Consider the following 23,772-nt stretch of genomic DNA (forward strand, 5'->3'; position numbering starts at 1 on the left):
ATAATATGTGGGAGCTTTTCTGTATATAGAAGAGGAGTAGACATAATGAAACGTAAATATGGTGACGGTTCTTCGTGGAAGAGACTAATAGAAAAGAGTTATACGGTTAAGCAAATGGAAGAGGGAATGCTCGGAATACTGGATATAAAAAAGGTGAGAGAGCCTAGTTGTAAAGAATATGATGGTGAAGAACTTTGTATTGCAGCAGATCAGTATACGTGGATTCAATATTTCATAGACGGGAAAAACTTTGCGATTACCGCTATGTTAGATGATCAGAAAAAATTAGTGCAATATTATATCGATGTGGCGAAAGAATATAAAATAGACGATCGTGGTTTACCGTATTTTGATGATTTATATTTAGATGTAGTATTATTATCTAGCGGTAAGGTGTATGTATTAGATGAAGAGGAGCTAGAGGATGCTTATAAAAGTGGTGATGTCACCAAGGAAGAGTATGAGCTAGCTTGGCACACTACGAAATGGATATTAGCACCAATAAAAAATAGTGAATTTTATTGGATTTCAATATTGGAAGAAGAAATCGAAAAGTTAAAATGATTGTTGTATTCAAATTTTTGTATAATTACCAAAAAAATCTATACAAAAAATAATTGACTTTTGTTTTGTAAGCGAGTAAAGTTAGGGAAGAAATTATTATTAAAAAATAAATATGAAACCTTCTTATAAAGAGAGGCGGAGGGACTGGCCCTACGATGCCTCGGCAGCGGACTCGATTTCAGAGTGCTGTGCCAAATCCAGCAAGCGTGTGCTTGAAAGATGAGAAGAGTGTTTCTTATAGATGTATAAGACCTCTTCTCATCGGAAGAGGTCTTTTGTTATTTATTAGAAAAAGGTTGAAACTAGGGAGAGATGGTACTTTGAAAGAAACGAGAGGAAATGGTTTAGCTTTATTACCACTTGGGATATTTTTGGCGCTATTTATTGGTTCTGGAATTATTACAGGTGATTTCTATAAATTGCCGATACTTGTAGCGATTTCAATTGCTGTAGGGGTCGCTTTAGTGATGAATCGTAAAGAAAGTTTTAATGTGAAAGTAGAGCGGTTCGCTAAAGGTGCAGGAAATCCGGATATTATGATTATGGTATTAATTTTTGTGCTTGCAGGTGCGTTTTCTGAAACTGCTAAAGGAATGGGCGGAGTAGACTCAACTGTTAATTTAGCGTTAACTATTTTACCGCCAGGATTTATCGTAGCTGGAATCTTTGTTATTGGTGCATTTATTTCATTAGCGATGGGAACTTCAATGGGAACAATTGCAGCATTAGCGCCGATTGCTGTAGGTATTAGTGGTCAAACTGATATCTCAATTGCGCTTGCAATGGCTACTGTTGTTGGCGGAGCGATGTTTGGTGATAATTTATCATTTATTTCAGATACAACAATCGCAGCTGTTCGTTCACAAGGAACAGAAATGAAAGATAAGTTTAAAACGAACTTTTTAATTGTGTTACCAGCGGCTATTATTACAATTGTACTATTAGTAATAGTTACTTCAGGAAGTGACACGCAGATTAAAGCACATAGCTTTGATTGGATAAAGATTTTACCGTACGCAGGAGTACTTATTACAGCGCTACTTGGCTGGAATGTACTTATTGTATTAACTGGTGGAACTGTACTATCTGGTGTTATCGGCCTTATAGATGGAAGTTACACGTTAGAAAGTTTCTTTAAAAGTGTAACGACTGGAATGGGCGGTATGATGGAGTTAGTATTACTTGCTATATTAATTGGCGGTATGGTTGAATTAATCCAATATAATGGTGGTATTCAATATTTAATGAATGTATTAACACGTAATATTCGTTCGAAAAAAGGAGCGGAATTTGGTATTGCTGGTTTAGTGAGTATGACGAATATGTGTACAGCGAATAATACGATTTCAATTATCTTTACAGGCCCGCTTGCAAAAAATATTGCAGATCAATATGAAATAGACCCTCGTAAATCAGCGAGTGTATTAGATCTTTTCTCATGTTGTGTGCAAGGATTAATTCCGTACGGTGCCCAAATGTTAACGGCAGCAGGATTTGCAGCGTTATCTCCGGTTGAATTGTTGCCATATGCATTTTATCCAATCTTAGTTGGAGTATGTGGTATTGTTTCTATTTTAATTGGGTTTCCAAGGTTTTCGAAAGTAGCTGAGAAAAAAGAGTATCATAAAACAGCTTAATTTAATATGAATGTTAGTAATTAAAAAACGTGCAGAGAATAGACTCTGCACGTTTTTTTGCGTAAAGGGCTGAATATGACTCGGTCTTAAGTCTGAGTTAAAAACGGTTCTTAAGCTCGTTATGGAAAGATGAAAAAATAGTTAAGATAAGAGTATCAAATCGAAGGGAGGCAAGCACAAGATGAAACAATTTCTAGCGTTTATCGCAGCCGGTATTTTGGCTTTAATTGCTCTTGGTAGTCTTGCTGGTATTGTAGGATTCGCAATCGGAGCAGGAGTTGTATATTGGAGCTATAAATCATTTGTGCGAGCTAAATCATTTTTTGGAAAGTTAGCTTGGGGTATTGTGGGTTTAATCGGTTTATCCATTGCACTTTCTCATTCGCCAGCATTAATCGGTATCGCTGCTTTAGTGGTTTTATACTACGGATACCGTGAGTGGAAAAAAGAAAAAGATGTAGTTGTTGAATCTGCTCCAGAAAGTTCTAAACCATATAGTAACTTTGAAGATGAGTGGAACAAATTAATGAAAAACTAAAACAATAAATCAAATTATAAATAAAGTAGAAGAGAGGAAGATTTATAATGAAACAATCTTTATTCGGACGTGTACGCGATGCAATTTTAGCTGATTTTCATAACGTGTTAGATGAGAAGGAAAGAAAAAATCCAATTGCGATGTTAAACCAATATTTACGTGATAGTGAGCGTGAAATAACAAAAATTGAGAAGTTAATTGAGCGTCATAAAACATTAAAATCTAATTTTGCTCGTGAGCTTGAGCAAGCACGTTATTTCGTTAATAAAAGATCAAAGCAAGCTATCATTGCTCAAGAAGCAGACGAATTACAATTGCACGAACGTGCGTTAGAAGAGGTAGCTTATTATGAAGGGCAAGTAACTCGATTAGAAGAAATGTATGCAGGTGTTGTAGAGCAAATTGATGAGTTAGAGCGTCGTCTTTCTGAAATGAAAAATAAATTAAAAGAAATGCACGCAAAGCGCATGGAACTAATGGCACGTGAAAATATGGCACATGCAAATCGTCGTATGAATACTGCGATGCATAAAATGGATGAAAATAATCCGTTCTTACGATTTGAAGAGATTGAAGATCATATTCGTGACTTAGAAACTCGTATGAATGAAGAGCATGAGCGTGACACGTTTGATATGAAAATTGCAAAACTTGAGCGTGAAATGAAAGAAAAGAATGATGTATCGTTAACGAAAGAGTTAACAAAATAATAGTAGTATATTATAAAACAGGCTTATGATATAGTGATAGGAGAAAAGGTGTTGGAAAGCAATGCCTTTTCTTCTATGTATATGTGACAAGAAGGGGGGAGCTGAAATGAAGAAACATTTTTCAAAGACACAATTAATGGGGATGCTCCTCATCATATTTGGATTCGGTCTTTTTCTTGATATGATACTTGGACATTTTGAACCAGGTGGTCTCATTTTTGCATTTATTATGCTTATGTTTGGAAGGCATTATCGTAAAAAGAATCGTTATGTACGGGGAAATGTATTTTTATTTGTTGGTGGTATCGTATTTTTATTTTTCTTATTTTCATCAGCAGCATTTGTTCTTGTCGTATTTGCTTGTTTAGCTTTAATTGGTTATCAATTGATTCAACAAGGGCATCAGCAAAAAGCAATGAAGGTTGAAATTAAAGAAAAAGGGATTATAGACGAAGAGAAGCAAATATATCGTACAGAAACATATTTGAAAAATATGTTTGTAGGCAATGTACGAATGATGGATCATATTTATGAACTTGAGGATATTAATGTTCAATATGGTGCTTGTGATGTGGAAATAGATTTAACAACTGCTATGATTCCAGAAGGGGAAACGGTAATTGTTATTCGGGGTGTCGTTGGTAATATTCGTTTATATGTGCCATATGATATTGAACTTTCTTTAAATCATTCTGTTATTGTCGGACGTGTGCTCTTGCCAGGTCATGAAGAGACAGGGTTTAACCGCAATGTTACATTTAGAACAGAGCAGTATAAAGAGGCTCCTCGTCGTATTAAAATTATTTCTTCGCTTGTCGTAGGCGACACGGAAGTGAGGAAAGTATAATGAAGAACCAAAAAAATATTTCGTGGATGTATATTCGTTATTCTATGTTGTCCTCTGTTAGTATCGCACTCATTTGTACAATTGTATATGTATGGAAAAGCGAGCAACAAGTGTATGATTTATTATGGAAGGAATCCATCGCTTCTGTTCCAATTGGCTTGTTTATTATGACTACAAGTTTACTTATCGGGGGAATTGTAGGATATGCAATCGGTTATTATATAGAGCAGCGTATACAAGGATTAAATACTTTTCTATTTGAAGTAGAGCGAGGGAATTTTCCGAGCGATGTTTCGTTTACTGCAGATGATGAATTTCATGAAGTGGAACGAAAAGTAATCGTTCTGGCTCGTCGATTAGAGGAGCAAGCTGGACTCTTTCAAAAAGTAACGAATGAACGAGCTCATTGGAATGAAGAGATGAGACAAGAAGCGATTTCTCAAGAAAGGCATCGTTTAGCAAGGGAGTTGCATGATTCAGTAAGTCAGCAGCTTTTCGCAATGTCGATGATGATGTCAGCGATTAATGAACAAATAACTGAATTTCCAGATGTGACAAAAAAACAATTGCAACTTGTTGAAAATATGGTTGTAAATGCTCAATCAGAAATGAGAGCATTGCTCCTTCATTTACGTCCTGTACAATTGGAAGGTAAGAAACTGACAGAAGGTATAGAGGAATTATTAACGGAATTATCGCGAAAACAACATATGAAAATTGAATGGCTTATTGAGCCAATAGAATTAAAAAAAGGTGTAGAAGATCATTTATTCCGTATTGTGCAAGAAGCGCTATCAAACACGTTGCGACACGCGAAGGCAAAGAAAACAGAAGTGCGCCTTCGAAAAATTGATCAATATGCGATTTTAAAAATCATTGATGACGGCGTTGGGTTTGAAGTAGGGGTTAATAAGGCTGGTTCATATGGCCTAAGATCGATGCAAGAGCGTGTTCATGAAATTGGTGGGACACTTAAGGTACTTAGTTTCCCGGCCAAAGGTACACAAATAGAAGTAAAAGTACCGATCATGATTGAGAGAGGGGGAGAAGTATGATAAAAGTATTGCTTGTCGATGATCATGAAATGGTTCGTATGGGTGTATCGGCATATTTATCTACACAGCCAGATATTGAAGTAGTAGGGGAAGCTGAGAATGGAAGAAAAGGATCAGAGTTAGCATTGCAATTAAGGCCGGATATTATTTTAATGGACCTTGTTATGGATGAGATGGATGGTGTCGAAGCAACACGTGCTATTATTCAAGAATGGCCAGAAGCAAAAATTGTAGTTGTAACAAGCTTTTTAGATGACGAAAAATTGTATCCTGTTATTGAGGCTGGGGCGACGAGTTACTTATTAAAAACATCAAGAGCAAGTGATATTGCTGATGCTGTACGAGCTACTTATGATGGAGAAACAGTATTAGAGCCGAAAGTTACCGGGAAAATGATGTCCCGTATGCGTCAAAAGAAAGAGCAACCTTTGCATGATGATTTAACGGAAAGAGAGTTTGAGATTTTGTTATTAATTGCAGAGGGAAAAAGTAATCAAGAGATTGCGGACGAGTTATTTATTGCACTGAAAACGGTAAAGACACATGTGAGTAATATATTAAATAAATTGAATGTAAGTGACCGTACTCAGGCGGTTATTTATGCATTTAGGCATCAATTAACGAAGTGATAAAGTGAAACTTTAATCAGTGGGGAGGTTGTTCCTCTCCCACTGATTATCAGCCCTCACCAATCGGGCTTTTACGGGCAGTTAATGCGGGATAAAGTAAAACTTTAATTGGTGGGGAATTCCTCGCTGATTATTGGCTCGATACAATATAGATTTGGCATTAAAACAATTGAATGTTTTTATTGACGATAAATAATGTAAGCGTTATCATTGAGGTGTTAACAGTACATATAAAGGGGAGAATGTATATGTTAGTTCAAACTATATTCGGAATGGATAAGTCTAAAAAATTAGGGGATTATGTGAACGCATTGCAAGCGCTTTGTGAACAATATAATATTGAAACAGATAAAATTGCGATTATTGAGGCAACAGAGGAATACTATTTATTTTTAGTAAAGCAAGAAGAGCTCTATGATGTTGTCAAGGTAGAAACAGTTGATACAAATATTGAATATTATACGAAGGCTTATAAAATAAGCAGTTTTAATCATGCTGCGTATCAAATGTAAAAAAACTCCCTTTTGGGAGTTTTTTTAGGAGGCTTTTACTTCGTGAGATTCGGTTACTAATGGAACTTTTTTCGTACCGCTTAACCTAGCCGTTGCAAGACCAATAAGACCTCCTACTAATGCTGGTATTAGCCAGCCGATTCCTTCATTATATAAAGGGATAAATTCAAAATATGGTGTGATAAATGAAACTGAAATACCACCTTGTTTTAATCCATCAAATACGCTCACTACAGCTGCTCCAATTAAAGCACCTACATAAACAGAGCGATATCCACCGAAGTATTTATGAAGTAATGATAGTAGTACGAGTACAATCGCAATTGGATACACAACAAGTAGAATTGGAACAGAGATTGCGATAATTTTCGTTAAACCTAAGTTGGCAACTAGTAATCCTAATGCGCAAATGATACTCGCGAACGTTTTGTATGAAAATGTAGTCAATAATGTTGAAAAATATTGGCTGCACGCAGATACGAGTCCAACGCATGTCGTTAAACAAGCGAGTGTAACGATAAGAGATAATAGGAGCAAACCGTATGGACCGAATAATTGTTGTACGATAACAGTAAGTAGCTGTCCGCCATTTTTTGCATATCCGAGCGAGACGCTAGTTGCCCCAAGCCAGCCGAGTGCACCGTATACAAGTACGAGCCCTGTAGCGGCAATAAGCCCTGCTTTTGCTGTGGCGATGGCAATGGACTTACGATCATTCACACCTTTAGAGCGAATTGCATTTACAACGATAATTCCGAATGCAAGTGCTGAAATAGTGTCCATTGTTAAGTAGCCTTCCATAAAGCCTTTGAAGATTGGAGAAGTTTGATACTCTTGCATCGCTGGTCCTGATTGCCCAAGTGGTGTAAATACACTTTTAACAAATAATAAGAAAATAGAGAGTAATAAAATAGGTGTTAATACATTCCCAATACGATCAACAAGTTTAGATGGATTCAAACTCAGCCAAAATACGATAGTAAAGAAGATGATTGTATATACAAATAGCACTAGGCTGCTAGAGCGGATTGTTTCTGGCAAGAAAGAACTAACCCCCATTTCATAAGCGACATTTGCAACACGTGGGATGCCCATGGATGGACCGATGGCAATGTATACAACTACTGTAAAGAAAATTCCGAATAATGGATGGGCATGACTTGCAAGTTGCTGCATTCCATTTCCTGATAGAGAAATTGCGATAACAGTAAGTAGTGGTAAGCCAACTCCTGTTAGTAAAAATCCAATCATTGCTGGCCAAAAGTTTTCACCTGCGTTTTGCCCAAGCATGGGAGGGAAAATTAAATTACCTGCCCCAAAAAATAAAGAAAATAGCATAAGACCCGTGAAAAAAATATGTTTTTTTGATACAGTGTTCATTGGTTTTCCTCCTTTTTCATTCATTTGTAAGAACACAAAAAACTCGTCCCTAAAGAAAGGGACGAGTTATATTTACCCGCGATACCACCCTAATTTACACATGTAGAAATAAATCTATATGTATACGGGTTTGCAACGTACAACATGATACGTGTTCCTTGTAACGGGGGACGGCCGGTAAGAACTTACTGTAACATTCGGTTCTACTTCTCGGAGATGATTTTCGGTTACGCACTGAACGTTGGCTTTCAGCAAATCGCCAACTCTCTGGGGAACAGTTCTATAACGTACTCGTTCTCGTCAATGAATTTTTATTCAAGTATTCTGACAGTATTGTTGCATGTTTTTTTTAGAAAGTCAATATGTTTTTTGGAAGATATATTTATATATGGAAATATCGAAAGTGATATTCGTTGTTGCAAAAGGAATAATGAATTGTAAAATAGGAGTAAAAATTTGCGGAGAATTGTAAAATTTATAGAGAAAGTTGATATTTATAGGAGTAAAGAAGGGATTGTTTGAATTTACAGAGAATAATACAACAATCCACTTGCTGGAAAGAACAAACCAAAAGAGGTGACTGAAATGCTTGCGATGGGAGTATTATTTGGCATTATTGCTATAATTGGTTTTATGTGGTTATATTATTCGCGTTCGTTTAAACAAGCAGAAGTTTTACTCTTTCAAAAAGGTAGTTTATTGACAAATCAGTCTAGATATTTAGTATGTCCGAAGTGTGGAAGTGCACAGGCCAGAAGTGGAGGATATCAAGAGTGTTGTAAAATTAGATTATGAAAGAAAGGAAGCCTCACATTATTTTGTGAGGCTTCCTTCCTTACAACTTCATGGCGCTCCAAATTGTCCATCGATCTCTTTCAATAATAGGAGAGACGTTTTGTAATGCGGTCTGTATATGTTGTAGAAGTTGAGAAAGTTCATCATCTGTTAACTCATATAGAATGGATCGACCTGTTCGAGGAGATAAATCTTGCAATAATGCTTCTACAGAATCATGTATTTTTCGTATTTCCCATTGTGTTTGTGCGGGAAGTACATGAAGAGAATGTTTTTGTAATTCTGTCTGTATAGTGTTGGTTTTTGGACGTCTTTTTGACTCTATTTCAATAAGTTTTGGAAATAGAGAGAAAAAATATCCGCGAATGTGTTCGGGACTTCCTGGAATTGTACAATCTTCAATTGTTCGATCTTGTAAAATAAGTACACCGTTTTTATTTAATATACGAGAAGCTTCACGTAAAAATGTAGGAATGTCTTGTAAATGATGAATAACTGCACGCGAAATAACTATGTCGAATGTTTCATTAGGGTATGGGATATTATGTGCATCACCGTGGATGAATGAAATGTTTGAAAAGTTGTTACAATTTTCTTTTGCAGCTTGTAATATTAGTTTTGAAAAATCAAGTCCCACAACATTTTTGGCTCCCATAAGAGCGAGTTCTTTCGTATAAATCCCACCACCACAGCCGATATCAATTATTTGCTTGTTTTGTATTTCTGTAATGTTTTTTACCATTTCAGCCCAAGAAATATGAGCGTTTCTTGTTGCATATGTGTACTTATTATTTTCATCATGAAAATTAATGGACATGATAAAGACCTCCTTTCAATGATTAGTATAGCGTATTTAATAGGATGTCACGTTTTTGTTTTATGTATGAAGATTATAAGGATTTCTTATCGTAAGAGGAGGATTAATTTGAAAGGGAAATATGTATTGGTGTTGTTGTTTGTTATGTTACTAGCAGCTTGTGGTCAAGTTGAGCCGAAAAAAGAAACAAAAAAAGTAGAAGAGACGGTGAATGAAGTGAAAGAAACAATAGGGGTAACCGTTATACAAAAAAAACATAAAGAGAAAAAGTTGCAGGAATCAGAAGCGAAGTTAGTAATAGACATTTTGAATAAAGCTGAGAAACAAGAAATAACAGGAAGCTTCGGTGAACCTGAATATGAAATACAAATTAGTAGAGATGGGAAAAAAGAAACTTATTATGCATGGTTAAGAGGAGAAGATAGACGAGGATGGGTGCAATATAAGAAAGCTATGTATATGTTGAATGAAAAAGATACGGAAAAGCTTTTGGATATATTTCCAAATGTCTCAGAACAAAAAGAAGATGAGATGCAGGTAAGCCCTTTAACAGAAGTAACAAAAAAAGATTTACAGATTACCGCATTTCATATTAAAACAGGCGATCAAAACGTGAATTATACGGTACGGTATACGATTTCACAATCACTATACAATAAGTTAGTGAAGGAGCAAGAATATTATTTGCAACTCAATTTTCCAGAAAAAGTTCAAAAATTAATTGGAGCAAAAGAGAGTGAAATAATTTTAGGTGAAAAAGTAAAGGAAGGGTATAAGCAATATGAATTGCATGCTACTGTTCTGATAAAAAGCGCTTCACAATCACAATTAAAATCATTAGAAACATATTACGAAAATTATGATTTGAAAATATTAAACAGTGAAAAAGAAAAAATAGGTGTGTTTCAAAATATAATTCAGATTGTTAAAGATTATGGTGAAAAAATGAATTTTCAAAGATAAAGTGAGCCTTTAATTAGCCCTTACGGATTGGAATGAATGTAAACTCGTCAAATCTATATGGCCTTTCCTAGGAAATGATAATAGAGAGGGGAAAGCACCCCTCTCTATTACTTTGCTTTTGCAGATGGCTCATTCATTGATTTTCGTGTAATAAGAAAAGAAATCATAAGAGCGGAAAGGATGACAAGGGCAATAAATACGTGATTGGGCAACAAATCTAATAATAATACGTAACTAACGGTATAAAAAATAAGAGTTGAAGCTAAAAACGATAGAGCACCTATTATAAGAGATTGTAAATTCATTTGTGTACACCTCCTTTTATTTATATTTTTGGCTGAAAATGGATTATATAAACATTATTTCTAACAATAGAAAAAAATATGTCATAATAGAGAAAAGAACAAGCTTTGATGAATGAATATGATTCATTAATGAGAGATAAAGGAGAGGAATATGAAAAATAATAAAAAAGGATTATGGGGAATTATTGTTGCGGTAGGTCTATTTTTACTGTCTAAGTTAAAGTGGGTATTTGCAATTTTTAAATTAGCAAAGTTTTCAACGGTATTTAGTATGTTTCTATCGCTTGGCGCATACGCAGTTCTATATGGTTGGAAATTTGGAGTAGCGCTCATTTATTTGTTGTTTGTTCATGAAATGGGCCATTTATGGGCTGCGAAAAGAAAGGGGATTCCGACATCGCCAGCAATCTTTATTCCATTTATGGGGGCCCTTATTGGAATGAAAGAGATGCCGAAAAATGCGAAAGATGAAGCTTACATTGCCTATATGGGGCCGCTTTTCGGACTTCTGTCATTTTTACCGGCGATACCGCTTTATATAATGACGAAAGAGCCATTTTGGGCGCTTGTTATTTTGCTTGGAAGTATGATTAATTTCTTTAATTTAATTCCCGTTTCGCCGCTAGATGGTGGGAGAATTATTTCAGTTGTCAGTACTAAAATTTGGGGAGCAGGCCTTATTTTATTACTTGGCTATTCAATTTACTTTAAAAGTATTTTGGGAGGATTTATTGTTATTATCGGTTGTATGGAGTTATATAGAGTAATAAAGAGAGATGAGCCGATTAAGGAATTAGGGCATAAAATTTATGGGATGAAAGAATATGTTACTAGGCTTGAAGAGGAATTAAAAGAAACGGGTGCTGTACATCGGACTATATACGTGATGCATCATGAGATGAATGCATTAAGACAAAGAGAACGGGAAAAAGAGTTACAAATAGGTGAACTTAAAAAAATGGAAGTGTTAGAGTATCTTTTACCGAAGTTCGAACCGTTAGATTATGTTCCATATGAAGATGAAAAAGATGAGTATACAATTCACATAAGGGAAGCATTTGAAGCGTCAGAAAGAAAATTAAATGAATGGAAAACAGAAAAGGAACAACAAGAAAACTATTATAAAGTGGATGCGAAAACGAAATGGACAGTATTTGCTTGTTATATCGGATTAATGGTTATACTCGGTTACACAGCTTATGAAGGATATATTGTTTTACAAGAACATTTGCCAACGAGAAATGTATAGAAAAATATTGTCGAAATGATAGGAAGAATTAATACAGGAATTATATTTCTACGAGAGAATGTTACAAGTATAGTCATACGTTGCAATATTTTTAGTAGAGAAGGAGTTCTGTGTATGAAGAAATTGTTAAATGTATTAGGTATTATTATCGTGATGATCATTGCGAGTTATAGTCTTATGAAAGTGCTGTTACATTATGCGAATAAGCCTGCTGAGGTAAATACAATAGCTCAAATAGAAGATGTGCAAGAAGAGACAAAAGTGCTAGATTTTATTCGAATGACACATGAAAGCTATAATAATTTCTTAAATTATGGTAAAGCAGAGAATTATACAGACGGGGATTGGAATCAATTTAAGCAATGGTTTCAACAACAAGAACAATCTTTAAAAAATATACATACGGAAATAAAGAATGAAAAAATAAAACGCGATGTAAATAGAAGCTATGAAATTGTAAAAAAAGGTGTGGAAATTCAAAATATTGAGTATGTAGTGTATGCCCACCGTGTATATCATGACTTGGATATTATCGTAAATAAATATAGAGGTGAAACGAATATCTGGGGGTATACGGAGTTTGGCGATGGGAAAGATATAAAAGTAATCGAACAAGCTATACAAACAAAATAATAAGCTAGCTAGAATTCTAGTTAGCTTATTTTCTTTTGTAAATGCAATGTTCATATATTATTCACAAAAACACCGTGTTAATAGTGATTAAAATCACAATCTGCATTATAAGATTCAGTTAAACTAAAAACAGTTAAGGAAATAGAGGAGTGGGATACAATGTTAAGTGCAAAAACAATTGAAATCGTAAAGTCAACAGTACCATTATTACAAGAAAAAGGTGTTGAAATTACAACGAGATTCTATCAAATTTTATTTTCGGAACATCCGGAATTGTTGAATATTTTCAACCATACGAATCAGAAAAAGGGAAGACAACAACAAGCGTTAGCGAATGCTGTTTATGCAGCTGCAACGTACATTGATAATTTAGAAGCAATTATTCCAGTTGTAAAACAAATTGGTCATAAGCATAGAAGTTTAGGGATTAAAGCTGAGCATTATCCGATTGTAGGTACATGTTTACTACGTGCCATTAAAGAGGTCGCAGGTGCACCTGATGAAGTTTTAAATGCATGGGGAGAAGCATATGGTGTAATTGCTGATGCATTCATTAGCATTGAAGCAGAGATGTATGAAGAAGCTGCACATAAAGAAGGTGGATGGAAAGACTTCCGCAACTTTGTGATTGTAAAAAAAGTGAAGGAAAGCGATGTTATTACGTCATTTTATTTGAAACCTGAAGATGGAGGGAAAGTTTCTTCATTCATCCCAGGTCAATATGTAACAATTCAAATCAATATTGAAGGTGAGACATATACACATAATCGTCAATACAGTTTATCCGATGCTCCTGGGAAAGAATATTATCGTATTAGTGTAAAAAAAGAAAAAGGTGTAGATACACCAGACGGTAAAGTGTCTAATTACTTACATGGACATGTAAAAGAAGGAGATGTTTTACCAGTAAGTGCACCAGCGGGAGATTTCGTGTTAAATATGGATTCAACATTACCAGTTGTACTAATTAGTGGTGGAGTGGGGATTACACCGATGATGAGTATGTTAAATACGTTAATTGAACAAGATTCAAAACGTAATGTATATTTTGTTCATGCAGCAATAAATAGTAATACACATGCAATGAAAGAACACGTTAAGGCAGTAGAAAATGAATATGAACAAGTTAAAGCATATACTTGTTATTCTGCACCGACTGAAAAAGATTTAGAAATGAAGAACTTTGATAAAGAAGGTTTCATTGAAAGTGAATGGTTAAAAACTATTATTCCGACAACTGAAGCAGAGTTCTATTTCTGTGGTCCAGTAGCATTTATGAAGCATATAAATGCTGCACTAACTGATTTAAGTGTGAAACAAGAGCATATTCATTATGAATTTTTCGGCCCAGCAACAAGCTTACAATAAGCAAAAAAACGAGGTATTTATTTTACCTCGTTTTTTATTTGTTCTCGTAATAAACGGTTTACTGTTTCACGGCGTATACCTATCAGTTGGCCAATTTCGGTTTGTGTTAATATTTCATATATAGGAATGTCACCTAAATATAGGGTGAACCATTCTTGTAAACGATGAAGACGTTCTTTCGGGGAGACGGTTGTCAATTGATCAATTCGTTGTTGCATCATTCTTAATTTAGATTGCAATTGCATAGCAATGTTAGCATACGATTCGGGATTTGCTTGAAGTCTCTCATACCATTCACTACTAGTGATCGGTTCCACTTCTGTTTTTATTAAAGCGATAGCTGTACCGTGATATTCTTTCGGTGAAATTAAAGAATGATGAGGTATCGTTTCACCTGGAACGATAATGTTGAATAAAAATGGTGTTCCGTTTTCTTCTAGCCGAACTACTTTTAATAAGCCTGTTTTTATAAAGTATAAAGGACCGTCCTCGCCTTGACGGAATAGTACATCTCCTTTGTGTAGAATCAATGTTAGCCCCCCATTAATATGTTTCTATTTCTTCTATTTTAGCGTATATGTATATAGACAATATGCTATTTCAACAGCAATTTCATTGACGAAATGTATGCTATTACAGTAGTATACTATTTAGTGTGTAATAGTACTAGCAATGAATACGCTGTAGGGGGTTTAGTATATTGTTAGATGCGATGAGAATGACGGATATGAGAATTCCGGCGAATGCTATCATTCATGTAGAAGAGATGAAAGGTGGAGTCGTTTTATCCGTTGAAGTAGACGGCCAAATTATTTATACGATGGCTTATGATGAAGAAACAGATAGTTATGCTGAATTATATGATCGAAAGGATAAGAGGGCGTGCCAAGTACATGAAGACTTCATGGGATGGTCACTTCTTCACTAAAAAAGATGTCAATATGACATCTTTTTTTATTAAATCGATAGAATATACAAAGAAATGAAATATAAGGATAAAATTTGTAATAATTGATTTTGCATTGTTAGCACTCTGTAACTGCAAGTGAACTATTTTTTCGCTATCATAAAGATAACAGTCGCAGTTATAGGAGTGGTCAACTTGAAGAAAGTACATATTTCAAATTATATGTTATTATGTGTTTGTTTAATTTTATTTGTTCTCCTCGGAGGATTTTTATATTCATGTGTATAAGAAAAACGCATTCTAAAAAGAATACGTTATAAAAGGGAAATAATGATTAATCTAGTTCCAAGAATAATTAACGTAATACGCAATAAATTAATTACGGCGTTACCACTTAGTTTTGTATTAATGTAAGCCCCGATTTTTCCGCCAATCCATGCACCAGGAATCAGGATTAATGCATAAATCCAGCTGACATTTCCAAGTGAGATGTGAGTTGCAGAACTTACAATTGCTGATAGAAATACGATGAACATTGAAGTTGCTACTGCAATATGTGCTGGGAATGCAAAAAGAAGCATCATTGCTGGAACAAGTAAGGCACCGCCACCAATTCCAAATAATCCAGATATAAACCCAACTATAAAAGCGATAAAGATAGCAAGAAACGGTGGGAATTGGTAGTGTACAGTATTTCCATCATTATCTGTAAAAGAACGCTTAATTACAGACGTATTTGAGAGGGAAAGAGGTTTTAATTTGTCTCGAAGCATAAGTAGAATTGAGACGAATATAAGGAAAATCCCAAAGTATAAAGAAAATGTGTCTTGGTTTAAAAATTTATTTGCCCATGATCCGATAATACCACCAGGGCCGCTTCCGATAAATAAAATAAGTCCACTTTTATAATCTACTCGCTTATGCTTCATGTAAGTAAGGGTGGAAGATAGTCCTGTGAAAACGACTGTTACCATAGAAGTCCCTACTGCAAGTTGTGGTGATAAACTGTGTAATCCAATTAATAACGGAACAATAATAATTCCGCCTCCAAGCCCAACTAGGCTGCCGACTGTTCCGGCGATTAGTCCGATGAAAAGTAACATGATGTATTCCAAAATTGCCAACTCCTCTAAATAACTTATCCATCAATTATTATACACGCTTTTTAATGAGAAATAGGCTTGTTCACAAAAAAGTCGTCTTCCTAGAAAAATAAGGAAGACGACTTTTGATTAGAAAACAAAATGTAATAGGTAGTAAAACAGAGCAGCTAAAGAAGCTGAAATAGGAAGTGTAATAACCCATGTAATTAACATACGTTTTGCAGTTCCCCATTTTACCCCTTTCACACGGTGAGAAGCACCAACCCCTAAAATAGAAGAAGAGATAACGTGCGTCGTACTAACCGGTAAGTGAATGAATGTTGCACCGAAAATAACAAGTGATGATGATAAATCGGCAGCTACACCATTTACAGGACGAATTTTCATAATTTGTCCACCGACAGTTTTAATAATTTTCCATCCACCGACAGAAGTACCAAGCCCCATTGCGATAGCACAAGATAATTGTACCCAGAACGGGATATCGCTAGAAGTATGATAGTTATTAGCCATAAGAGCCATCGTAATGATTCCCATTGCTTTTTGTGCATCATTCGTACCGTGTGTGTAGGCTTGTAATGCTGCAGTGAAAATCTGGAATATACGGAAGTTCTTATTCGTTTTTGTTAAGTTAAAGTTTTTAAATACTACTTTAAAAATACTGTATACGATATAACCAATAACGAAAGCGATAATCGGTGAAATGATTAAAGCTTCAATAATTTTAATAAATCCTTTAAGATTTAGCGAGCTAATCCCAGCGGCCGCAATTGCTGCACCTGCGATTGAGCCGATAATTGCATGCGAAGAACTACTTGGAATACCGTAGTACCAAGTAATTAAGTTCCAAGCTATCGCCGCAAGCAAAGCAGCTAAAATTACAAGAGAACCATTTTGTAAGGCGAATGGATCAACGATATCTTTTGTAATCGTTTTTGCTACACCTGTAAATGTCATTGCGCCTAAAAAGTTCATAATAGCCGCCATAATAATGGCATGTCTAGGCTTTAGAGCTTTCGTTGAAACAGCCGTTGCAATAGCGTTTGCTGTATCGTGAAATCCATTGATAAAGTCAAAAGCTAAAGCGCAAATGACTACTAAAACGGTCAGTATCAAGAGTGTATCCATGATCAAACTCCTTACGCGTTCTTCATAATAATTGTTTCTAATACGTTTGCAACGCTTTGACAGCTATCAGCTACTTCTTCAAGCTCTTCGTAAATCTCTTTAAATTGAATAATCTTAATCGGATCTTTTTCACGAGAGAATAAGTTCTTAATCGCATGACGGCGAATATCATCACACTGTGATTCATAATCCTTAATTTTAATCGCATTTGTACGAATGTCGACTAATTTTTTGTTAGACATTAATTCAACAGAGTTTGCAATCTCAATCGCACATTGATTAATTGCTTCTACGAATTTAATCATGTATTCATCAGCTTCTGTAATAGAATACATTTCAAACAGACCAGCACTGTGATCTAATCCGTCTAATACATCATCCATACTCATTGCAAGTTGTAGGATGTCCTCACGCTCAATCGGAGTGATAAACGCTTTGTTTAACTCCATAATGATTTCGTGAATAAATGAGTCACCTTTTGACTCATACTCTTTCATGCGCATAGAAAACTCTTTTAAATCGCTAGCATTTTTAATTTTATACTCCACGAAAAACTGCGCGCCTTCTTTTAAATTTTCGGAAACATTCATTAACATTTCAGAAAATTTATCTTTTTTTGATTTAAAGACCATTATTGTTACCCCCACAAAAGTAATATATGTAAAATATATTGGCTAATCAATTCTAACAAAAAACTGTCGTTTTTTAAAACATTTTATCGAAAAGTTTACAAAAACTTAACATAACTCTCGTTGTTCTATTAATAATATTAATATCCAATAGTGAATATCTTACTTGTAGAATGTCCTTTTCTTGCAAAAAGTATGAATGCAAAAGAAAAGCTTTACACTATAGGAATGACTACGTTATTATAATAAATTTAAAAGGCGGTATATTCTTCCTTTTAAAAAGAAGAGTGTAAATAAATGAAGGAAGTGAACGAATGAAATTGAAGAACACTCATTTTAAAAAAATGCTTGAGTGGTTCAATAAGAGGAAGAAACTTCGTAATTCATTAGTTGTATTGGGAAGTGTATTCGTTACTCTATTTATTGCTGTAAATATAATAATTTCCATTCAAGACATATCTGAATTAAAACAAGCTGTTCCACAACCGACTTTAATTTATGATGCAAATAATGAGGTCGCAACTAAATTAGCTTCTTCGAAAACAGAAGGTGTTAAAAGAAAAGATATTCCTGATATTATGGTTCAGGCAATTGTTGCAGTAGAAGATAAGGAATTTTTTAACCATCATGGTATTTATTATAGTGGAATTATAAGTGCGGTTTTTAAAAATATTACAGCAGGAGAAGTTGTAGCAGGGGGAAGTACAATAACTCAACAACTTGCGAAAAATGTATTTCTGACACAAGACCGCACATACTCCCGAAAAATAAAGGAATATTTTTTAACGAAAAAAATAGAGCGCACGTATACGAAAGATGAAATCATTGAAATGTATATGAACCAAATTTATTTTGGTGAAGGTGCTTGGGGTATAAAAAGGGCAGCTAAATCTTATTTTGATAAAGATGTAAAAGATTTAACAATTTCAGAAGCTGCAACGATTGCGGGCTTGATTAAAGCACCATCTGCGTATTCACCTTATAAAAACTTTAACAAGTCAATTGAAAGACGTAATGTCGTATTAAGTTTAATGAAAGAGCAAGGGTATATTTCTGACGAACAGTATAATAAAGAAAAAGAGAGCGGACTTGTGTTAAAACGTGGCGTTGATGATAAATACAAGGGAAAATACTCTCAATATGTAGACTATATTGTTAGAGAGGCGATGGAAAAGTACGAATTAACACAAAATGAAATTTTAGCGGGTGGTTATCGTATTTATACAGAGCTTGACCCGAAAAAACAACAGGCTGTAGAAGACGTTGTGAATAATGATAGTTATTTCAAAGATAGTGGCTCAGACCAACTTATGCAAACGGGTGTAGTTCTTATGAACCCAAAAACAGGTGGTGTACCAGCTCTAGTTGGAGGCAGAGGGCCGTATCAGTTTTTACAGTTTAACCATGCAACCCAATTAAAAAGACAACCTGGCTCCACGTTAAAGCCTTTGGCTGTATATGTACCAGCGTTAGAACAAGGATATGAAGTATACGATATATTAAAAGATGAACCATTTAACATTAAAGAATATAAACCACAAAATAGCGATCATACTTTTCACGGTGATGTGACAATGTATGAAGCTGTGGCAAAGTCGTACAATGTTTCAGCTGTGTGGCTATTAGAACAAATTGGATTAGATAAAGGATTGAAATCTTTAGAGCGATTTGGTATCCCATTAGTGCCAGAAGATCGTACGTATCCGATTGCTTTAGGCGGTATGCATGTGGGGACATCTCCATTTGTAATGGCTCAAGCATACAGTACATTTGCAAATGATGGAGTCCAAGTGGAAGCTCATGCAATTAGGGAGGTACAAAATGCTGAAGGTGAAACGCTTGGAAAGTGGTATAAGAAAGAGACACGAGTGACGAGCGAGAAAATTTCTCAAAAGATGACATATTTATTAAAAGGTGTTGTCGAAAAGGGAACGGGTGAAAAGGCGAAAGTTAATAATGTTGATACGGCAGGTAAGACAGGAACTACTCAAATTGTAAATGGCCCGAGCACCGGTGCAAAGGATTCATGGTTTGTTGGATACACGCCAGATTTGGTAGGTGCGATTTGGGTAGGATATGATAAAACAGATAGCGATCATTATGTTCCGGGTGGTAGTCAAATTACGACGACAATGTTCCGGGATATTATGAAAAAAGCAAACGCAAATCCAGCTCAAAAAGCATTCCAGTTATCGCTCATATCTGAGGCTGATTATAAAAAACAATTGACTACAATAGAAGAGGAAAAACGAAGAAAAGAAGAAGAGAAGAGAAGGAAAGAAGAGGAACAACAACGAAAACAAGAGCAACAAGAGTGGCTTGATAAAGTGAAAGAATGGATTCCTTCATTTTGGTAAAAGAAAGAGGCGAATAAAAAAATTCGCCTCTTTTTTTGGATGAAAACAAAATAAAATTTTAATCGGTAGAGATTTTTGTCTATCTTAATTAGCTATTAATCCATATCCGTTGAGATACATGATATTACTCATTAAGTACAATATTCGTACTGCCAAAGGATTCGGAATCGTATGTGACGATTATTTTGCCTTTACTAATAGGTTCGTAAGGCAATTCTTCTTCGTAAATACCATTATTTTCATTGTGGATAGAAAGTGTAATTTCATCGATTTTTTTATTTGTATACTGATCTTTAATCGTTTCAGCAATTTGGAGTAACGCCTCGGAACTAGAAGCTTTCGTAATAAGCATTCCTTTTATAACTTTTTTTTCATTATTTGTTGCATTGGAATAAGGGATGTTGCTTTGTTTTGTATACAAAAGTTTGTATGGAACAGTTTTTTTCTCTGCTTTTGATATAGTGGAATATTTTAGAGTTAAAAAAAATCCTACACATAAAATAATGCATACCATAAGAGCAAACCAAATGCGTATTAGTGACATAACTCTCATTTTCATCCCTCTTTCATATCTTTGACTTCATTATTTATCATACAAAAAGAGGATTAAGATAGAGTAAATTTGAGGTAAAGAAACGTAAAGAAGGAGCACTTATCCTCCCAAACAAGTGCTCCTTTTTATTAAAAGAGAGATTTAATAGTCAATCAAAATCACATCTATTACTTATAAATGTGCTTAGTCCTCCCAAAATATTTTCGGAAATTGTGGTTAGTAAATTCGGAAGACAGATAGTGTCGCAGTTGTATCACCCGCAGGTCCTTGTTGAGGCCCTTGAGCACCAGTAGTCCCCGTAGTTCCTCCGCCTAGGCAACCAGATCCATATTGAACTAGAATAGCTTGACCAAGAGTTTGAAGAAGTCTAACAAATTCTGTAAGTTCTGACTTAGGGATGTTAATATGGCTACATGCTCTTACTTCGCAACAATCATTACCATAAAATACTTTTCCTTTATTTTTATTGTTCATCTTTTCATTCTTTTCTTTCATAGAATCATTAGTCATTACTATATATTAAAATGAAATTTATACTAAATTCGTGATGGACAAACTACCATTTCTAAAAAAATAAGAAATTGGCCCACCTAGAAAGAAATAAGTAAGTAAGATATAGAGAAAGGTTTATATAATGTAAAGAAGAAAAGTTCAACATAAAAACTGCATGTCAATTGTTGAAGGATGTAACAATTGACATGCAGTTCGTGGATTGGATTTTATTTGTATTGATTTAATCTTTCAAGGGCTGTTTTAGGTAAGATTGGAATTGAAATAGTAAAAGTAGTACCATCTTCATTACTAGTCATTTTTAATGTACCGTTATGATTTTGAATAATTTTTTTCGTTACTGACAAGCCCAAACCTGTGCCGGAATCTTTTGTTGAGAAGAATGGATCAAAGATATAGTCTTGAATCGCTGGTGGAATACCAGTCCCATTATCAGTGAAAGTAATACGAACAAAATTATCTAGGCGGTAACTAGTGATTTGGATAGAAAGTTTTTTTTCTCCTTGAGCATCGACAGCGTTCTGGAATAAGTTTAAAAAAACTTGCACAAGTTCATGACGATCAATATGAACTAATATATCATCTAATTCGGTAGAAAAATTATAATCAATTGAAATGTTATGTAAAAAGACTTCGCTAGCTAGTAACTGTTGAATATACTCACGTAAAAATGTATTAATGGGAAAGGGTTCTCTTTTAAATTCACGTGTTTTTGAAAGAGATAAAAATTTTGTAATGATACTATTTGCTCGATCTAATTCAGGAATAAGTAAATTTTTAAATAGTTCTTTATTAGATGGAGAAACACTTTCTTGTAAAAATTGTAAGTATCCTCGTACTGTTGTAAGAGGATTTCGTACTTCGTGTGCAATTCCAGCTGCGATTCGCCCTGCTAACGAAAACTTCTCTGCATCACGTTCTGTATTTAAATAATGAAAGACACTAATAACTCTAAAAATCTCCCCGTTATAATCACGAATAATTCGGTTATTTATAATGCCATAGTTTTTGTCTAAAACTTCTTCATTATATATTTCTGTTCCCGTTTTTAATGTTTCAATAGCTTTAATTTTTTCTTCCGGCAAGTTTAGTAATTGTTGAATCGGTTTTCCGATAATATCATTTCGTATTACACCGAAATCATCTGCAGCAACTTGATTACATAAAGTAATATTCCCTTTATTATCGACAAAAGTTACATGATGTGAAAAGGCATCAAAAATATGTACAAAGTGTTTTTCGAGTTGTTCAAATAAAAATAATGAATCACAAGTAAGTTGAAAATGAGCCTCTTTATTCTCTTTTGGTATTTCTTGAATGGAATGGGTTGTTCTAGTTTTCTTTATTCGTAAACCAATATGTGGATTTTTGTATGTGAAATGATGTGGTAATTGATTCACAAGTTCTTCATAAAAACGTACTTTATTTTCTAGTTCTTCAATTCGTTTTTCATGAGATACAGTAGCATCGTTTGGAAGCATAAATAAATAACCCCTCATTTTAAAAATTCTTCCATATAGTATATCATATTTTTATAAGGATACTCTTAAAGAAAAGGCTACATGATGCAAAGTGTTTGGAAAGTGAATAGAAGATGAAGTTAAAAAGGGAGGGGTATATGTGCTGTTTATTGGAGTGACAGGATGGGGAGATCATGATTCTTTATACATAAATCCCTATGAAAATAGAAATAAATTACGAACATACAGCGAGTATTTTCCTATAGTAGAAGTGGATAGCTCATTTTATGCGATGCAACCTGCACGAAACTATACAAAATGGGCAATGGAAACACCGAAAGATTTTTCTTTTATCGTAAAAGCATATCAAGGAATGACAGGACATATGAAAGGTGAAATTCCTTTTTCTACGTTCGATGAGATGTTTGATGTATATAAACAATCTATTCTTCCTTTAATTGAAGCTGGTAAATTAAAAACGATTTTATTTCAATATCCACCATGGTTTGATTGTAAAAAGAAAAATGTAGATTTTCTTCGATATACGAAAGAAAAAATGGAAGGTTTACCATGTGCAATAGAATTTCGAAATCAAACATGGTTTTATCCAGAAATGAGAGATAGGACGTTACAGTTTCTAGAACAAGAGAAATGGATTCATACAATTTGTGATGAACCACAGGCTGGGATAGGTTCTGTGCCACTCGTGTTAGAGGTTACGAATTCAGACATGGCATTAATACGTTTTCACGGTCGAAATGTTCATGGTTGGCTTGATAAAGGGGAAAACTGGAGAGCAGTTCGCTGTTTATATCGCTACAACAATAAAGAACTGGAAGAATGGGTTGAACGATTAGAGCAATTAAAAAAGAAAACAAAGGATATATACGTACTGTTTAACAACAATTCAGGTGGGGATGCAGCAGATAATGCGAAACAGCTTATGAAAATGATGAACATTACATATGGTGAGCCGAAGCCGGAGCAATTAAATTTTTTTGAATGATAATAAACAAGAAAGGCACTGTACAAACAGGGGGAATGTACAGTGCCTTTCTATATGAAAAAGAGGGGTAACAATGTTACTGAGCGTTTGGTTGATTCATCAATTGTTGGCTTCATA

At 34.6% G+C, this 23,772-nt stretch carries 26 protein-coding genes, 1 riboswitch and 1 other annotated feature; of the genes, 16 read left to right on the forward strand and 10 right to left on the reverse strand.

Annotated elements, in window-relative coordinates:
* Positions 1–45 precede the first annotated feature (45 nt).
* From BC_RS07110 to BC_RS07145, 8 genes are all read left to right on the forward strand, one after another.
* Entirely contained in the window at positions 46–564 is a 519-nt protein-coding gene (locus BC_RS07110; protein ID WP_000824656.1) for a DUF402 domain-containing protein, read from the forward strand.
* A 120-nt stretch (positions 565–684) separates the two neighbouring features.
* Positions 685–790, forward strand: a riboswitch (SAM riboswitch).
* 94 nt (positions 791–884) lie between these two features.
* Positions 885–2,201: a Na+/H+ antiporter NhaC family protein gene (locus BC_RS07115; RefSeq protein ID WP_000665496.1), complete on the forward strand. Its 1,317-nt coding sequence runs from the start codon at positions 885–887 to the stop codon at positions 2,199–2,201.
* 181 nt (positions 2,202–2,382) lie between these two features.
* Positions 2,383–2,739 (forward strand): hypothetical protein, encoded by a 357-nt coding sequence (locus BC_RS07120; RefSeq protein ID WP_000808640.1) that lies wholly within the window; start codon positions 2,383–2,385, stop codon positions 2,737–2,739.
* 47 nt (positions 2,740–2,786) lie between these two features.
* The gene (locus tag BC_RS07125) at positions 2,787–3,449 is read left to right on the forward strand and encodes a PspA/IM30 family protein (protein ID WP_000814124.1); all 663 of its coding nucleotides are present in this window, start codon (positions 2,787–2,789) and stop codon (positions 3,447–3,449) included.
* Between the two features lie 106 nt (positions 3,450–3,555).
* Positions 3,556–4,296, forward strand: a complete 741-nt coding sequence (liaF, locus tag BC_RS07130) for a cell wall-active antibiotics response protein LiaF (protein ID WP_000716095.1) — start codon at positions 3,556–3,558, stop codon at positions 4,294–4,296.
* Positions 4,296–5,351 carry a sensor histidine kinase gene (locus BC_RS07135; RefSeq protein WP_000795776.1) on the forward strand — a complete coding sequence of 352 codons (1,056 nt, stop codon included), beginning with the start codon at positions 4,296–4,298 and terminating at the stop codon, positions 5,349–5,351. Before liaF ends, BC_RS07135 begins: the two co-directional genes overlap by 1 nt.
* Entirely contained in the window at positions 5,348–5,980 is a 633-nt protein-coding gene (locus BC_RS07140; RefSeq protein ID WP_000598707.1) for a response regulator, read from the forward strand. The genes BC_RS07135 and BC_RS07140 overlap by 4 nt, the downstream gene beginning before the upstream one ends.
* A gap of 173 nt (positions 5,981–6,153) precedes the next feature.
* The gene (locus BC_RS07145) at positions 6,154–6,492 is read left to right on the forward strand and encodes a DUF3922 domain-containing protein (protein WP_113732216.1); all 339 of its coding nucleotides are present in this window, start codon (positions 6,154–6,156) and stop codon (positions 6,490–6,492) included.
* Between the two features lie 24 nt (positions 6,493–6,516).
* On the opposite strand, the gene brnQ3 is transcribed toward BC_RS07145, so the two are convergent.
* Positions 6,517–7,872 carry a branched-chain amino acid transport system II carrier protein BrnQ3 gene (brnQ3, locus tag BC_RS07150; protein ID WP_001099135.1) on the reverse strand — a complete coding sequence of 452 codons (1,356 nt, stop codon included), beginning with the start codon at positions 7,870–7,872 and terminating at the stop codon, positions 6,517–6,519.
* 54 nt (positions 7,873–7,926) lie between these two features.
* Positions 7,927–8,185, reverse strand: a binding site (T-box leader).
* 272 nt (positions 8,186–8,457) lie between these two features.
* Between brnQ3 and BC_RS07155 the strand changes: the two genes are divergently transcribed.
* A complete protein-coding gene (locus BC_RS07155) occupies positions 8,458–8,667 on the forward strand; it encodes a hypothetical protein (RefSeq protein WP_000880630.1) in 210 nt (69 codons plus the stop codon).
* Between the two features lie 40 nt (positions 8,668–8,707).
* Here BC_RS07155 and BC_RS07160 read toward each other — a convergent pair whose 3' ends face one another.
* On the reverse strand, positions 8,708–9,484 hold the full coding sequence (locus BC_RS07160) for a class I SAM-dependent methyltransferase (RefSeq protein WP_000026282.1): 777 nt from the start codon (positions 9,482–9,484) through the stop codon (positions 8,708–8,710).
* Between the two features lie 108 nt (positions 9,485–9,592).
* On the opposite strand from BC_RS07160, the gene BC_RS07165 reads away from it, so the two are divergent.
* Positions 9,593–10,447: a hypothetical protein gene (locus tag BC_RS07165; RefSeq protein WP_000677061.1), complete on the forward strand. Its 855-nt coding sequence runs from the start codon at positions 9,593–9,595 to the stop codon at positions 10,445–10,447.
* A gap of 107 nt (positions 10,448–10,554) precedes the next feature.
* On the opposite strand, the gene BC_RS07170 is transcribed toward BC_RS07165, so the two are convergent.
* A complete protein-coding gene (locus tag BC_RS07170; RefSeq protein ID WP_001053356.1) occupies positions 10,555–10,752 on the reverse strand; it encodes a hypothetical protein in 198 nt (65 codons plus the stop codon).
* 151 nt (positions 10,753–10,903) lie between these two features.
* On the opposite strand from BC_RS07170, the gene BC_RS07175 reads away from it, so the two are divergent.
* From BC_RS07175 to hmpA, 3 genes are all read left to right on the forward strand, one after another.
* Entirely contained in the window at positions 10,904–12,001 is a 1,098-nt protein-coding gene (locus BC_RS07175) for a site-2 protease family protein (protein WP_000794504.1), read from the forward strand.
* Between the two features lie 114 nt (positions 12,002–12,115).
* Positions 12,116–12,634, forward strand: coding sequence for a hypothetical protein (locus BC_RS07180; RefSeq protein ID WP_000735224.1), 519 nt, complete (start codon positions 12,116–12,118; stop codon positions 12,632–12,634).
* 159 nt (positions 12,635–12,793) lie between these two features.
* Positions 12,794–14,002 (forward strand): NO-inducible flavohemoprotein, encoded by a 1,209-nt coding sequence (gene hmpA, locus BC_RS07185; RefSeq protein ID WP_000947336.1) that lies wholly within the window; start codon positions 12,794–12,796, stop codon positions 14,000–14,002.
* Positions 14,003–14,019: 17 nt separating this feature from the next.
* On the opposite strand, the gene BC_RS07190 is transcribed toward hmpA, so the two are convergent.
* Positions 14,020–14,532, reverse strand: coding sequence for a Crp/Fnr family transcriptional regulator (locus BC_RS07190; RefSeq protein ID WP_000600589.1), 513 nt, complete (start codon positions 14,530–14,532; stop codon positions 14,020–14,022).
* Positions 14,533–14,702: 170 nt separating this feature from the next.
* Between BC_RS07190 and BC_RS07195 the strand changes: the two genes are divergently transcribed.
* Positions 14,703–14,930: a hypothetical protein gene (locus BC_RS07195; RefSeq protein WP_000883008.1), complete on the forward strand. Its 228-nt coding sequence runs from the start codon at positions 14,703–14,705 to the stop codon at positions 14,928–14,930.
* Between the two features lie 293 nt (positions 14,931–15,223).
* Here BC_RS07195 and BC_RS07200 read toward each other — a convergent pair whose 3' ends face one another.
* The 3 genes from BC_RS07200 to BC_RS07210 form a co-directional block, all read right to left on the reverse strand.
* Positions 15,224–16,024: a sulfite exporter TauE/SafE family protein gene (locus BC_RS07200; protein ID WP_000455762.1), complete on the reverse strand. Its 801-nt coding sequence runs from the start codon at positions 16,022–16,024 to the stop codon at positions 15,224–15,226.
* Positions 16,025–16,141: 117 nt separating this feature from the next.
* Positions 16,142–17,140, reverse strand: coding sequence for an inorganic phosphate transporter (locus tag BC_RS07205; protein WP_000380272.1), 999 nt, complete (start codon positions 17,138–17,140; stop codon positions 16,142–16,144).
* Positions 17,141–17,151: 11 nt separating this feature from the next.
* The gene (locus tag BC_RS07210; protein WP_000231449.1) at positions 17,152–17,772 is read right to left on the reverse strand and encodes a DUF47 domain-containing protein; all 621 of its coding nucleotides are present in this window, start codon (positions 17,770–17,772) and stop codon (positions 17,152–17,154) included.
* Positions 17,773–18,083: 311 nt separating this feature from the next.
* Here BC_RS07210 and BC_RS07215 point away from each other — a divergent pair, with 311 nt between their 5' ends.
* Positions 18,084–20,126 (forward strand): transglycosylase domain-containing protein, encoded by a 2,043-nt coding sequence (locus BC_RS07215; protein WP_000769254.1) that lies wholly within the window; start codon positions 18,084–18,086, stop codon positions 20,124–20,126.
* A gap of 124 nt (positions 20,127–20,250) precedes the next feature.
* Here BC_RS07215 and BC_RS07220 read toward each other — a convergent pair whose 3' ends face one another.
* The 3 genes from BC_RS07220 to BC_RS07230 form a co-directional block, all read right to left on the reverse strand.
* Positions 20,251–20,679 (reverse strand): hypothetical protein, encoded by a 429-nt coding sequence (locus tag BC_RS07220; protein ID WP_001265560.1) that lies wholly within the window; start codon positions 20,677–20,679, stop codon positions 20,251–20,253.
* A 216-nt stretch (positions 20,680–20,895) separates the two neighbouring features.
* Entirely contained in the window at positions 20,896–21,174 is a 279-nt protein-coding gene (locus tag BC_RS07225) for a hypothetical protein (RefSeq protein WP_002182597.1), read from the reverse strand.
* 224 nt (positions 21,175–21,398) lie between these two features.
* Positions 21,399–22,670, reverse strand: coding sequence for an ATP-binding protein (locus BC_RS07230; RefSeq protein WP_000937244.1), 1,272 nt, complete (start codon positions 22,668–22,670; stop codon positions 21,399–21,401).
* A gap of 139 nt (positions 22,671–22,809) precedes the next feature.
* On the opposite strand from BC_RS07230, the gene BC_RS07235 reads away from it, so the two are divergent.
* Positions 22,810–23,655: a DUF72 domain-containing protein gene (locus tag BC_RS07235; protein ID WP_000897361.1), complete on the forward strand. Its 846-nt coding sequence runs from the start codon at positions 22,810–22,812 to the stop codon at positions 23,653–23,655.
* Positions 23,656–23,772: the final 117 nt, after the last annotated feature.

The organism is Bacillus cereus ATCC 14579 (genome assembly GCF_000007825.1).
GTDB classification, from domain to species: domain Bacteria; phylum Bacillota; class Bacilli; order Bacillales; family Bacillaceae_G; genus Bacillus_A; species Bacillus_A cereus.

Coding starts and splice junctions, on each gene's coding strand:
- liaF (WP_000716095.1), top strand. CDS start 3,556: ATGAAGAAACATTTTTCAAAGACACAATTAATGGGGATGCTCCTCATC.
- BC_RS07225 (WP_002182597.1), bottom strand. CDS start 21,174: ATGAAAGAAAAGAATGAAAAGATGAACAATAAAAATAAAGGAAAAGTA.
- hmpA (WP_000947336.1), top strand. CDS start 12,794: ATGTTAAGTGCAAAAACAATTGAAATCGTAAAGTCAACAGTACCATTA.
- BC_RS07230 (WP_000937244.1), bottom strand. CDS start 22,670: ATGCTTCCAAACGATGCTACTGTATCTCATGAAAAACGAATTGAAGAA.
- BC_RS07175 (WP_000794504.1), top strand. CDS start 10,904: ATGAAAAATAATAAAAAAGGATTATGGGGAATTATTGTTGCGGTAGGT.
- BC_RS07145 (WP_113732216.1), top strand. CDS start 6,154: ATGTTTTTATTGACGATAAATAATGTAAGCGTTATCATTGAGGTGTTA.
- BC_RS07125 (WP_000814124.1), top strand. CDS start 2,787: ATGAAACAATCTTTATTCGGACGTGTACGCGATGCAATTTTAGCTGAT.
- BC_RS07180 (WP_000735224.1), top strand. CDS start 12,116: ATGAAGAAATTGTTAAATGTATTAGGTATTATTATCGTGATGATCATT.
- BC_RS07120 (WP_000808640.1), top strand. CDS start 2,383: ATGAAACAATTTCTAGCGTTTATCGCAGCCGGTATTTTGGCTTTAATT.
- BC_RS07155 (WP_000880630.1), top strand. CDS start 8,458: ATGCTTGCGATGGGAGTATTATTTGGCATTATTGCTATAATTGGTTTT.
- BC_RS07135 (WP_000795776.1), top strand. CDS start 4,296: ATGAAGAACCAAAAAAATATTTCGTGGATGTATATTCGTTATTCTATG.
- BC_RS07110 (WP_000824656.1), top strand. CDS start 46: ATGAAACGTAAATATGGTGACGGTTCTTCGTGGAAGAGACTAATAGAA.
- BC_RS07215 (WP_000769254.1), top strand. CDS start 18,084: ATGAAATTGAAGAACACTCATTTTAAAAAAATGCTTGAGTGGTTCAAT.
- BC_RS07220 (WP_001265560.1), bottom strand. CDS start 20,679: ATGAGAGTTATGTCACTAATACGCATTTGGTTTGCTCTTATGGTATGC.
- brnQ3 (WP_001099135.1), bottom strand. CDS start 7,872: ATGAACACTGTATCAAAAAAACATATTTTTTTCACGGGTCTTATGCTA.
- BC_RS07205 (WP_000380272.1), bottom strand. CDS start 17,140: ATGGATACACTCTTGATACTGACCGTTTTAGTAGTCATTTGCGCTTTA.
- BC_RS07170 (WP_001053356.1), bottom strand. CDS start 10,752: ATGAATTTACAATCTCTTATAATAGGTGCTCTATCGTTTTTAGCTTCA.
- BC_RS07140 (WP_000598707.1), top strand. CDS start 5,348: ATGATAAAAGTATTGCTTGTCGATGATCATGAAATGGTTCGTATGGGT.
- BC_RS07210 (WP_000231449.1), bottom strand. CDS start 17,772: ATGGTCTTTAAATCAAAAAAAGATAAATTTTCTGAAATGTTAATGAAT.
- BC_RS07160 (WP_000026282.1), bottom strand. CDS start 9,484: ATGTCCATTAATTTTCATGATGAAAATAATAAGTACACATATGCAACA.